The 13055-nt window shown below is 27.9% G+C and carries 11 protein-coding genes, 1 pseudogene and 1 riboswitch; of the genes and pseudogenes, 5 read left to right on the top strand and 7 right to left on the bottom strand.

What is annotated here, in order from left to right; translation table 11 throughout:
* The first annotated feature begins 25 nt into the window (after positions 1–25).
* On the top strand, positions 26–202 hold the full coding sequence (locus I6E17_RS03400; RefSeq protein WP_235235557.1) for an HTH domain-containing protein: 177 nt from the start codon (positions 26–28) through the stop codon (positions 200–202).
* Positions 203–299: 97 nt separating this feature from the next.
* On the opposite strand, the gene I6E17_RS03395 is transcribed toward I6E17_RS03400, so the two are convergent.
* Positions 300–929 carry an epoxyqueuosine reductase QueH gene (locus tag I6E17_RS03395; protein ID WP_235235704.1) on the bottom strand — a complete coding sequence of 210 codons (630 nt, stop codon included), beginning with the start codon at positions 927–929 and terminating at the stop codon, positions 300–302.
* Between the two features lie 180 nt (positions 930–1109).
* On the opposite strand from I6E17_RS03395, the gene I6E17_RS03390 reads away from it, so the two are divergent.
* From I6E17_RS03390 to I6E17_RS03380, 3 genes are all read left to right on the top strand, one after another.
* Positions 1110–2258 (top strand): DUF6348 family protein, encoded by a 1149-nt coding sequence (locus I6E17_RS03390; protein ID WP_235235555.1) that lies wholly within the window; start codon positions 1110–1112, stop codon positions 2256–2258.
* 70 nt (positions 2259–2328) lie between these two features.
* Positions 2329–2805, top strand: a complete 477-nt coding sequence (locus I6E17_RS03385) for a hypothetical protein (protein ID WP_235235553.1) — start codon at positions 2329–2331, stop codon at positions 2803–2805.
* Positions 2806–2844: 39 nt separating this feature from the next.
* Positions 2845–3372: a hypothetical protein gene (locus tag I6E17_RS03380; RefSeq protein ID WP_235235550.1), complete on the top strand. Its 528-nt coding sequence runs from the start codon at positions 2845–2847 to the stop codon at positions 3370–3372.
* 49 nt (positions 3373–3421) lie between these two features.
* Here the strand turns inward: I6E17_RS03380 and rnmV are convergent, their stop codons facing one another.
* Positions 3422–3967: a ribonuclease M5 gene (gene rnmV / locus I6E17_RS03375; protein WP_235235548.1), complete on the bottom strand. Its 546-nt coding sequence runs from the start codon at positions 3965–3967 to the stop codon at positions 3422–3424.
* Positions 3968–4063: 96 nt separating this feature from the next.
* Positions 4064–5275: pseudogene (locus I6E17_RS10035) on the bottom strand (class I SAM-dependent methyltransferase).
* Between the two features lie 234 nt (positions 5276–5509).
* Here I6E17_RS10035 and I6E17_RS03365 point away from each other — a divergent pair.
* Positions 5510–6382, top strand: coding sequence for a DMT family transporter (locus I6E17_RS03365; protein WP_235235546.1), 873 nt, complete (start codon positions 5510–5512; stop codon positions 6380–6382).
* Between the two features lie 92 nt (positions 6383–6474).
* On the opposite strand, the gene I6E17_RS03360 is transcribed toward I6E17_RS03365, so the two are convergent.
* The 4 genes from I6E17_RS03360 to clpB all read right to left on the bottom strand — a co-directional run bounded on the left by I6E17_RS03360 (position 6475) and on the right by clpB (position 12866).
* A complete protein-coding gene (locus tag I6E17_RS03360; protein WP_235235545.1) occupies positions 6475–8088 on the bottom strand; it encodes a Na+/H+ antiporter NhaC family protein in 1614 nt (537 codons plus the stop codon).
* Between the two features lie 138 nt (positions 8089–8226).
* Positions 8227–8400, bottom strand: a riboswitch (Lysine riboswitch).
* A gap of 632 nt (positions 8401–9032) precedes the next feature.
* Positions 9033–9278, bottom strand: coding sequence for a DUF2085 domain-containing protein (locus I6E17_RS10030; protein WP_419180973.1), 246 nt, complete (start codon positions 9276–9278; stop codon positions 9033–9035).
* 39 nt (positions 9279–9317) lie between these two features.
* The gene (locus tag I6E17_RS03355; RefSeq protein WP_176828697.1) at positions 9318–9941 is read right to left on the bottom strand and encodes a hypothetical protein; all 624 of its coding nucleotides are present in this window, start codon (positions 9939–9941) and stop codon (positions 9318–9320) included.
* A 354-nt stretch (positions 9942–10295) separates the two neighbouring features.
* Positions 10296–12866, bottom strand: a complete 2571-nt coding sequence (gene clpB, locus I6E17_RS03350) for an ATP-dependent chaperone ClpB (RefSeq protein WP_176828698.1) — start codon at positions 12864–12866, stop codon at positions 10296–10298.
* Positions 12867–13055: the final 189 nt, after the last annotated feature.

Here is a 13055-nt window from a genome sequence, read left to right as displayed (position 1 = left end):
CACTAAATTATCAGGAGGCATTAAAATGGAATTAAAAGATAAAATAGTTGACTTATTAAAAAAATCAGAACCTATGAAGGGTGGGGAAATAGCTGAAGCTCTTGGAGAAGATAAGAAAGCTGTTGATAAAGCTCTTAAAGATTTAAAAAAAGACGAAGCTATAATCTCTCCAAAAAGATGCTACTATTCTATTGAGAAATAATTGTTCATTTCCTTGGAGCTGTTGCAGATTTATAAAAATAAAATTTTATTTTTATAATTTAGAAAATACAACAGCTCCATTTTTTATAATTATTAGATTATAAAGGAGAATTAGCTTTTCTCTCCAGCTTTGAAAATATACATCCACAATAATCTTGTCTATAAAGATTATATTCTTTTGAAATTTTTATACTTTCTACATATCTTCCTTTTTTCTTAAAGTCTCCATAAAGATATTTAATTTTATATTCTTTTTCAAGTTTTTCTCCTATTTCATTTATCCATGCAGAATTTTTCATAGGGCTTATTGAAAGAGCAGTAGTAAAATAATCATATCCCTCTTCTGCTGCTTTTTGTGCTGTTTCTTGCATACGAAGGTTATAACATTTATAACATCTTTCTCCTCCCTCTTTTCTATCTTCTAATCCTTTAATCTTTTCAAAAAAATCTTCTTTTGGATTATATCTCCCCTCTTTTACAGGAATATCATAATGTCTCTTTTTTATATATTCAATCATTTCTTCATATCTTTTATGATATTCATCATTTTCTGTGATATTTGGATTATAGTAAAAAATAGTTATTTCAAAGTACTCTTTTAAAAGTTCAATTACTGTTGAACAACATGGAGCACAACATGAGTGAAGAAGAAGTTTAGGTTTACTTCCTCCTTCTTTTTTTATGTTTTCTAAAATTTTTTGCATTTCTAAGTCATAATTAATTTTCATCATTTCATCAACACCTCTATCTATTTATTTTATTACAATACATTTGTTTTAGCAAGTTTTATTTCCTTTATATTAAAATTTATGAATTAAAAAATCATAATTTTAAAGTTACTATAATAAAATAAAAGTTAGTGATATAATAGTAAAAGATAAATAAATTGTCTAATAAAAGGAGATAAGATGGATATAGATTTTAAAAAAGCTGAATTAGGAGATTTAAATTATTATCTTTTAAAAAATATGAGAGATGTATTTTTAGAAGAAGAAAGTGAAATAAGAGATAATACTCTTTTTATTCCTGAGTATTCTCTTTCTATTCGTCCTGATGTTATAAAATCAGATGAAAGTATGGCAGTTATAAATTATCATCTTTATTCTGAAAAATGGGATAGAGAGATTTTTGAGTGTTCTGCAAGTATGGGGACTGACAGAAAACATGCTCTTTCAATGGCAGAGGGAAGTTTTTGCTTTGGAATAATGTCAGGAATTAAGTTTATGATGAATGGAGAATCTTTTAAAGAGATAGAAACAGAATACAATGGAATTCACAAATGGAAAATGTACAGCAGTAATATTGTTGGAATGGGTGATATACCTGAAACAAAGAATCCAAATGAATTTTGGAAAATTTTAGAAAATGAGATTCCTAAGTATTTAGGAAATCAAAAAATATCATATATTAAAGTCTTTGCTGCTAAAAATAATAATCAAATTACAGGTGAATGCCGAATAAATGATGAGCCTATAAAAGAATTGGGAGAACTTATTGCTGACTATGCCTCTCAGTGGAATACTGAAAATTTTGGTTCAAAGAAACAATTCTTTTTTGCTGTTCAAGAAAATTCAACTTATATTCCATATCCTTATAATGAAGAAGAGATAGAAAAATTTGTTCTTGAGGCAGCTTATATGTTTGACAAATGTGAAACAGAAAAAGATTTAGATGATATGATTGTACAACTTGGAGAAAAGACAAAAGATTATGATTTAGCAGAAGAACTTATAAATTTTATTCCTGAAATATGTGCAGAGAGAGGTTTTCCAGATATTACATATCCAGAAAAAATAAATATATGTATTGGGGAAGATAAAATTCTTGAAGTAAATAAAAGTCAGATTTTTTCATATAGCATGATTAAAAAAGCCGTTAATCATATGATTGATCATGGACATATTTTAAAAGACTTGTATTTTAAATATATAGGAATAAGTTCTACATATAATGTAATATGCAGAGCAAAAGAAAAAGATGGAATTGATATTACTAAGGAAAAAGGTGCAGTAATTTCAACTGCCTATGGTTTTTCATCAGAATATAAATTGAGATAGAGGGATATAGTTAAATTTTATTTTTAGTGATATAATAACCTAGAGAATAAATTACATTAAGGAGAGAACTATGGAAAAGAAATATGTTGTGAAAAGCAAAATAAGAAAATATCCTTTTATCTGTGATATGCTTCTTGGATTTTGTGCAGTATACCTTGCTATGTCACTGTTTTTTATAGGGGCAGATAAATGGAATGAAAATACTGCAAAATTTATTTTCTTTATTTTTGCAATAGCCTATGGATTTTATGGAAGTATTAAAAGACTTATAACTTATCGTATTATATCTGTTACAGAAAAAGAGTTTACGATAATTCGTCCATTTATTTTAAAATCTAAAACTTATGCTAAAAAGTATATAAAAGAAATAATAATTGATGATAGCAGTATTGGAAAGAAAATGTTTGTAGATGTTAAAATATATATGAATAATGGTGAAACTATTATTTTTTCAAATCGTGAATTCAGTAATTTTGGAGAACTTGTAAAAACATTTGAATCAAAAATATCAACAGTGAAAATTGAAAAATTAAAACAATATTTTTAAAAATACATCACTAAGTAAACTTAAGTTTAGGAGGTACAGATGATAAGCAGACTTATTACTGAAGAAAGAAAAAAGCAACTTGAGACTTTTAAATATCCTGATGATATTCTTACATATCTTGATAAAATGCAGGAAGAACATCACTATACTGATGAAGAAATGGAAAAAGATTTAGGTGTTGCTTTGTGGAAAGCTTATGCTCTTAATAACAGCGGAAGTTATTCTGCTTTTGCACTTTCTGAAAAAATATTAAAAAAAGTTGAAAATGAAGGTTTTGATACAGGAGTGTGGTGTTCAAGATATTCATATGCCCTTATGTGTCTTAGAAAATTTGATGAATCTCTTACATATATTATTCATGGAACAACTGTTGCACCAGATTATCCTTGGGGCTGGCTTCAGCTTGCAAGACTTTATTACAAGCTTAATATGATAGACCATACACTTGAAGCTATATCAAAAGGGCTTACTCTTGTTCCAGGAGATCCTGATTTCTTAGCTTTTAAAGATGATGTAAAAAATAGAAGAGATTTTGAAACTGTAATGTCTCGTTATATTGATGGATAGTTATAATATAAATGCCACAGAATAATAATATCTGTGGCATTTTCTATATTTATTTTTCATTAACTTTTTTTACAGCTTCCAAAAATTCTTCCATGCTTATATCATAACGATTTAATTTAGAAAGAAGTTGTTTTCCATTAGAATATCCTATTCCAAGAACTTTTCCAAGTTTTTCTCTTAAAGTTTTTGAATCTGGATATCCAGTTAATCTATGTTCTATAAGAATTTCAGGTTTGAAAACTTCTCTTTTTTCAGAAGATTCACATCTTGCTTTTTCAAGAGCTTTTATTATAGCTTCTGGACTGGCATTTTCAACACCAATATCCCCATTTTTAGTTCCTTCGGCTCTGTTTATATAAGCATGCTTAGCTTCTGGAAATCTTTTTTGAATATAGTCTCTTATTTTAAGACCAGCAAAATCAGGATCTGTAAGAACAACTATTCCTTTTCTTTCATATGCAGCTTTTACTTTTTCAATATTTTTTCCCACAGAAAATCCATTTACTGCAACTACTTCAGCATCTACGGCAGCTTTAACAGCAGTAATATCATCTCTTCCTTCAACAACAATTATTTCTTTTATATGTGGTTTCATATGTCTTATACCTTTCTGAATATATTTTATTTCTTTAATTATTATAACAGAAAATCTTAAAAAAATAATATAATTATTTAAAAAAGTTTCTATATATTATTTTTTATTTATAATAAAGTATGGTTTTAAAAGATTATCAAGGATAGGTTCTATTCCAAGGAATTTTTTAAAAGTTTCATACTCTGCATATTTTTTTTCTAAAGATTCAGGTTTTGCTTTTTCTTTTATTCCTCTTATAAGAATATTTTTAGGAGTGTGCTCCATATCTATAAATTCCATCACTTGAGTTTTAAATCCACATAACTCAAGAGCCTGAGCTCTGAAAGCATCTGTTGCCACTGAAGTAAATTTTTCAAGAAGTATACCATGCTTTCCTATAGCATTTTCTTTATTAAAGAATTCACTCTCTTTATTTGAACTCATTTTTTGATTAAATTCATGCTGACAACATGGAACAGCAAGAATAGCCTTTGCATTAAGTTCAAGTCCTTTTAAAAGAGCATAATCTGTTGCATTATTACAAGCATGAAGAGAGAAAATTATATCTACATCTTTTAATTTATCAAAATCTTTTATATCTCCTGTAAGGAATTCAAGATTTTCGCAATTTAGTTCACGGGCAACTTTATTACAGTAATCCATTACATCTTTTTTTAAATCAAGCCCTATAATTGTAAATTTCATATCTTTTATATTTTTAAGATAGTGATGAAGAGCAAAAGTAAGATATGATTTTCCACATCCAAAATCTACAACTTTTATTGTATCAGTTATAAGTTTTTTACTTTTTAATTCTTTTATTGTATCATCAATAAATTAAAGATATTTATTAATTTGTCTGAATTTATTATAACTATCTTTGAAAACTTCTCCTTTTTCTCCCATAACTCCAAGTTTAATTAAAAAAGGTATAGGTGTTCCCTCTTCTAAAAGATAATTTTTTGTTTTATTATGTTCAAGTGATGTTATCTCTCTTGAATTTTTTGTTATTTTTACTGTAAAATCATTTTTTCCTTTTAAAATCTGATAATCTCCCTCTGTTGTAAAAATCATAAATTGTTTGAAATTATCAAGAAGTTCTTTCATTTTTTCTATACTCTCTTCTGTTGTCAGATTTGAATGATAAGCTTTATTATTCTGAAATTGTTCAAACTGAAAAAAGAAATTGTTTTTTAGCATAAGAGGCTTAATCACTGCTTTTGAATAAGGATAGTTCCCTTTCATATTTGAAATTATTCCTTTTACAAGAATTCTTTTTTCAAGAAAGCCTTTCAGCAGTTCTTCTATGTATTCTCTGTTATATTTCATTATTATACTCCTAAAAAAATATTTTTGTTCACCAAATAAATACTATCATAGTATATAAAATATGTCTAGAATATGTTAATTTTTATTAAAAAATTCATTATTCCTAACTGCTCTATAACAGATTTTCTCAAATCAGAAAAAATAATCTTTACAAGATACATTAATATTATATACTTAATAATGAAGAGAAGTATTAAATAATAAATATTTGAGAATTTTTTGGAGTTGATTAAAATGAAAAATAGTTTTTTTAAAAAATATGAATGTAAACTTTATGCTTTTGGAACGGTATTTCTTTGGGCATCAGCTTTTGTTTTTACAAAAGTAGGGCTTCAATATTTCACAGCCTCGGCATTGGGACTTTTTAGATATATTTCAGCTTCTTTGGCTCTTCTTGTTATTGGGTATATTAAAAAAATAGGATTTCCTGAAACGAGAGATATTCCGAAATTTCTTTTTTCAGGTGCTGTAGGTTTTACTCTTTATATGATTACTTTTAATAAAGGTTCTCAGTCACTTACATCTGCCACAGGAAGTGTTATAATAGCAATAGCTCCAATTCTTACGGCTGCTTTTTCATCTTTTATATTTAAAGAAAAAATAAATTTTAAAGGCTGGTTGTCAATTATGGTTTCTTTTGTAGGAATACTCGTCCTTGCCTTATGGAATGGAGTTTTTTCTATAGATATTGGAATTATTTTTATGCTCAGTGCAGCAATCCTTCTTGCAGTATATAATATAACTCAAAGAGAATATGTAAAAAAATACACAGCTTTTCAATCTACATCTTATAGTATTTTTGCAGGTACAGTTCTTCTTATGATATTTCTTCCTGAAAGTATTCCACAGCTTATAGGTGCAGAACCTAAAGCATGGCTTATCCTTATATATCTTGGAGTTTTTCCAAGTGCCATAGCATATATCTGGTGGAGCAAGGCTCTTTCAGTTGCTGAAGTTACTAGTGAAGTAACAAATTTTATGTTTGTCACTCCTCTTATCTCTGCTGTTATGGGTTCTCTTATAATAAATGAGATGCCTTCACTGGAAACATATATAGGAGGGGGAATTATTCTTTCAGGGCTTATTTTGTTTAATAAATATAGATAACCTTCTATATATTATATAATGAAGAAACTAATAATAAAAAATACTCTCTCATATTTGAAAGAGGATTTTTATTTATAATTTTATATTTATTTTTAGTTAGCTGGAGTAGCAACTGTTCTTTGAGATCCTCTCATTTTTACGAAGAAAAGGAATCCAAAAAGAAGTGCCATTCCAAATGGTAAAGCTATAAATAAGCTTCTTGTATAACCAACGATTATATATGATACAAATGATATTCCTGCAACTGTTAAAGCATATGGAAGCTGAGTATAAACATGGTTTACATGGTTACTTTGTGCACCAGCTGATGCCATTATTGTTGTATCAGATATTGGTGAACAGTGGTCTCCACATACAGCTCCTGCCATACAAGCTGAAATTGCTATAATCATCATTTGAGGATCATTTTCAAATACTGCAACAACTATTGGAATTAAGATTCCGAATGTTCCCCAAGAAGTTCCAGTTGCAAATGCAAGTCCAACACCTACTAAGAATATAATTGCTGGAAGCATGTTCATAAGTCCTGCTGCTGAAGTTTCCATTAAACCTGCAACATATGGAGCAGCTCCAAGGCTATCAGTCATAGCTTTTAAAGTCCAAGCAAATGTAAGAATTATTATTGCAGGAACCATTGCTTTAAATCCTTCTGGAATACAGTTCATACATTCATGGAAAGAAAGAACTTTTCTTATTGAATAGAATCCAATAGTAATTATTATAGCAAAAATACTTCCAAGAGCAAGTCCAACTGATGCATCACTGTTTGAGAAAGCTTCAACAAATCCTGCTCCACTGAAGAATCCACCACTATAAATCATACCAGTTACACAACAGATTATTAAAAGAATAATTGGAATTACTAAATCTAACACAGAACCTTTAGAACTTACATTTGCTTCTTCTGTCACAAATGAACGGTCAGCTGTTGTAAATAAATCTCCATTGAAAGCATTGTCTTCATGTGTTTTCATTGGTCCATAATCTACACCAAGAATAACAAGTAAAAGCATCATTGTTATTGTAAGAAGTGCATAGAAGTTAAATGGAATTGCATTAATAAATACTGAGAATCCATCTTCACCAGGAACAAATCCAGTAACTGCTGCTGCCCAAGAAGATATTGGAGCAATTATACATACAGGTGCTGCTGTTGAATCAATTATATAAGCAAGTTTTGCACGAGATACATTATGTTTGTCTGTTACAGGACGCATTACACTTCCAACTGTTAAACAGTTAAAATAGTCATCAACGAATATAAGACAACCAAGAAGAATTGTTGCAAGTTGTGCTCCTACACGAGTTTTAATTCTTTTACTTGCCCATTGTCCGAATGCTCTTGAACCTCCTGCAGCATTCATAAGACAAACCATTCCACCAAGAATAACTAAGAATATTAAGATACCAACATTATAAGAATCTGCAAGAACTGTTACAAATCCATTTTGAAGAATATGTACCATAGTTCCTTCAAAAGTAAATCCTGAATAGAAAAGTCCTCCAACTAATATCCCTATGAAAAGAGAACTAAAAACTTCTTTTGTTATAAGAGCAAGAACTATTGCAACAATTGGAGGGACAAGTGCCCAGAATGTTGAATATAAAGCTGGCTGATAAGCTGCTTCTTCAGCAAATGCTGCTGTAGAAAGCATTAAGAATGTTAAACCTAAAAATGAAACTAGTCTGAAAAATCTGTTACCCATAAGAAATACCCCCGTTTATTAAAAATTTAAATTATTGATACAAATAAAAAAACCATAAACTGATTTTTGAAGATTCACAAAAATGAGTTTATGGTTTAATATTTAAATTAACTAGTATAAATATAAAAATATTAAAAAACCAATGATAGCTCTCCACATTATTGTGACAGTCCATAGTATCTTATACTAAGTCCCAAGATATACATATTTGTGTCTATATATATCTTTCGGCGGTTTCCCCTTTCAATGAAAACGATACACAAATCTTAATGTTTTCAGTTACTTTTGAATCCCGCAACCTCTATCTTCTTGTTTTGTATTTTGTTGAACTAAGTTTACTACCAAATGAAAATATTGTCAACCCTATTTTTTAAAAATTTTTTTAAATTTCTTTTTACTCATATAAAAAATACAAGTTATCTTATAAAAAATTTTTATGATTTATTTTTATATGATCAAAAATATATATTTTTATTATTAAAATTCTAAATATTTTAAATTATAAATTATTTTTAGGGTTTTTTATAAAAATAAAGCCCATTATGGGGGAGGTGTGAGAGGTTATTTGCTGTTTCTCCAGTTATGGAAATAATCACAAATAATATTTGCAATTATTCCAGACAAGATACTTAACAAGAAATCCATCTGAAACACCTCCATATATGTTTGAGTCAACTGCTTACAAAAGGCGCTACCCTCTTATAAACATGAAATAAGCTTTCACCGAAGTGAAAGCCTATATCATAGCGTTTTTAATGCTCAAACATATATGGATTTTATCCCAGCCATAACGGGTTGTTTCTTGAATATATTATAAGATTATTTTCTTATTTTGTCAATGTGATTACAAAATAAAAAATATTAAAAAAATATTATAAAAAATAAGAATTATTTAAGTATAAATAATTTTAATTAACTATATGCTCTGAAATTCTTAAAAATATTTATATCAAGAAAAAGTTAATATAAATTGAAATATACCCTATTCCAAATAAAAATCCCATTAATGCTCTCTTTATATTATTACTCATTTTTATTTTAAAGAATTGTAGAAAACCATCAACAATCACAGGAAATATAAAAATGCACATTAAGATTTTATTTTTTATATATATTTTTTCAAAAATATATAAAAGATAAGTTAGCAATGAAGAAAAACTAATCATACTACAACGCCAACATAAAAAAATGTCTTATTAAAAATATGTGGTGCTCGTTCAGGGTGTTTATTACAAATTGGAAATATCATTTTCTTTTTTTTCTTCAAATTGCATTATTTTTTCTAAACTATTTTTGATACCATTAGCTAAGACATGTCCATTTGGCATATTTGAAAGATTAAAAAATAGTTCTATATTTTCCATATTGATATCTTTAAACTCTATTCTTAAACATTCTAAAGATGATACTTCTTTTATATCACATGCAACAAGAAAATCTACTATATCTCCACCTACATTAACATCATCTGTTCTAACAGAAAGTAACTCAATTTTAAAAATATCATTAAAATTAAATTCTTTATAATTTACAAAATCTTTTGTAAATAGACATTTTTTTGCATGTGTGTCAATATAAATAATAGGGGAATAATTTTTATGATATATATAGTTAATTTTTTTATCAATTTTAAAGTTTTTAGGTAAAATATTTTCTTCAAAATTTTTAGCTTTTGTTTCAATTTCTGTTTTTAATTGTTCCCTTATATTTTTTTCTTTTTCTCGTTCTGCTTCTGCATTTTTTCTTATTATTTCTATTCTTTTTTCTTCTTCTGCTGCCTTACTTGCCCCGTCCAATGATGCTATAACCCAGCATAGAAACCAAGCTAATCCAAGCATAAGAATAAATCCCATAATGTTTCCTCCTTCAGTTTATAAAAAATTTAATGTGTTATAATTAATTATAAGCTTTTATACAAAAAAAATTAGTTGATTTCATACTAAAAAATTAATATCTTTATTTTAAATAATAACAAAAAAAACAGCTAATTTTACTTTGAAATTAGCTGTTTAAATAGTTATAATTAATTATCTACTTATAGCTTAATGAGCTATTTTATTATCATCATTATAACATTCAGATATAATTTTTTCAAATTAAAATACTTTTAACTTTTTAAAAATAAAATCTGAAAACAAACAAAAAATAAAAAAAAGAGAGACAAAAATTTTTGTCTGCCTCTCTTTTCAAAGAATATTATTTTTTAGTTATTCTTTTACTGTAAATTTAATTTTTCCATCAACTAGTTCTGCTGTAACGCTGTCTTTTTCTTTAATCTCATTAGATAACACTTTTTTAGCAAGTTCTGTTTCAATTTCTTTTTGAATAAATCTCTTAAGAGGTCTTGCTCCATAGTGAGGATCATAAGAGTTTACTGCAAGATAATCAATAACATCATTTGTAAATTCAAGTTTAATATATTTATCTTTTAATTTTTCTTGAGTTTCTTTTAATAATTGTTTTACAATATCTTTTACAGATTCAAGAGAAAGACTCTTGAAGATAATAATATCATCAATTCTGTTTAAGAATTCAGGTTTGAAACCTTGTTTAAGCATATTGTTAACAGATTTTTTAGTTTCCTCACTTAAATCAGGATCTTCAAGAATTAAAGAACTTCCTATGTTAGATGTCATAATAATAAGAGTATTTTTAAAGTCTACAACTCTTCCTTGACCATCAGTAAGTCTTCCATCATCAAGAATTTGAAGGAATGTATTAAATACATCAGGGTGAGCCTTTTCAATTTCATCAAACAGAATAACTGAATAAGGTTTTCTTCTTACGGCTTCAGTAAGTTGTCCTCCTTCTTCATATCCTACATATCCTGGAGGTGCACCTATAAGTCTTGTAACAGAGAATTTATCCATATATTCACTCATGTCAATTCTTATCATGTTATCTTCATTGTCAAACAAATTATAAGCAAGAGATTTTGCAAGATAAGTTTTACCAACACCAGTAGGTCCTAAGAAGATAAATGAACCAATAGGTCTTCTCTTATCTTTAAGTCCTGCTCTTGCTCTTAAGATTGTATCTGCAACAAGTTTTACAGCTTCTTCTTGTCCCATAACTCTTTCGTTAAGAGATTTTTCAAGGTTAAGAATTTTTTCTTTTTCACTTTCAACAAGTTTTGATACAGGTATTCCTGTCCATTTAGAAACAATATCTGCAATCTCATTTTCTCCTACTTCAAGTTTTAAAAGAGCATGATCAAATTTTTTGTCAGATGCTTCTTGTTGTTCTTTAAGTTCTTTTTCAAGAGTTGCAAGTGTACCATATTTTAATTCAGCAAGTTTATTTAAATCATAATTTCTTTCAGCTTTTTCAATTTCAAGTTTTGTCTTATCAATTTCAGCTTTTAATTGTTTTACTTTTTCAATTTCTTGTTTTTCAACTTCCCATTGAGATTTTAAAACAGCTTTATTTGCATTTATTTCAGCAAGTTCTTTTTCAAGAGCTTTTAGTCTTTCTTTAGATGCTTCATCATCTTCTTTTTTAAGTGCTTCTCTTTCAATTTCAAGCTGCATAGATTTTCTTGTAAGTTCGTCAAGTTCACTTGGCATAGAATCTATTTCAGTTCTTATCATAGCAGCAGCTTCATCAATAAGGTCAATAGCCTTATCTGGAAGGAATCTGTCTGAAATATATCTGTCACTTAAAACTGCAGCAGAGACAATAGCTCCATCACTTATTCTTATTCCATGATATACTTCATATTTTTCTTTAAGTCCTCTAAGAACTGAAATTGTATCTTCAACAGTAGGTTCATCTACAAGAACTGTCTGGAATCTTCTTTCAAGAGCTGGATCTTTTTCAATATATTTTCTGTATTCGTCAATAGTAGTTGCACCAATAACTCTTACTTCACCTCTTGCAAGCATAGGTTTTAATAAGTTTCCAGCATCCATAGCACCGTCAGTTTTTCCTGCACCAACAATTGTATGAATTTCATCAATGAACAGAATAATTTTTCCTTCAGAAGCCTGAACTTCTTTTAATACAGCTTTTAATCTTTCTTCAAATTCTCCTCTGTATTTAGCACCTGCAATAAGTGCTCCCATATCAAGTGAGAATATTTTTCTGTCTTTTAAGTTTTCAGGAACATCTCCATTAAGAATTCTTTGAGCAAGTCCCTCTGCTATTGCAGTTTTACCAACACCTGGTTCACCTATTAGTATAGGATTATTTTTTGTTCTTCTTGAAATAATTTGAATAGTTCTTCTTATTTCTGCATCTCTTCCTATAATAGGATCTATCTTACCTTCTCTGGCAAGTTCTACCAGATCTTTTGCATATTTATCCAAAACTTCATATTTAGATTCTGGATTTTGAGAATCTACTTTTTGATTTCCTCTAATTGTTTTAATCACCTCTTTGAATTTATTCAATTCAATTCCTAATCTTTGTAATGTTTTGCATTCTTTTAATAATGCAATGAAAATATGTTCAACACTTACATAAGAGTCTCCCATTTTTTTCATTTCTTCTTCGGCATCTATAAGCACTCTGTTTGCAGCAGAGTCAAGAGATACATCTCCTAATCCGTTTCCTTCTATTTTAGGAAACTTTTCAATTTCTCTTTCCAATCCACTTATGATAGAAGAGAGATTTAAATTCATTTTTTCAATGACTCTTGGTATTAATCCTTCTTTATTTTTTAATAAAGCTAGGGCTAATATTTCATTTTTGATACTTGACTGTTTATATTTAACAGCAAGGTCTCTTGAATCATTTAATGCCAAAATTGAATTTTCAGTAAAGATATTTGGATTCATAATATTACCTCCTAGATAATCATACCAATAAAATAGTTTAAAAAACAGATTAATAATAAATTTTTCTTTCTTTCATATCATAAGACGGCATTAACTAAAAAAAAGTTTTAAAAAATTTATTTGATTTATTTTTGTAAATATGGAATAATAAAGTATCAAAATAAATATCAAAGAAAGTTTTAAAAGGAG

The organism is Fusobacterium perfoetens (assembly GCF_021531595.1).
Lineage (GTDB): Bacteria > Fusobacteriota > Fusobacteriia > Fusobacteriales > Fusobacteriaceae > Fusobacterium_B.
Note: the sequence above shows the minus strand (reverse complement) of the source record. Positions and strands in the feature narration are given on the sequence as shown.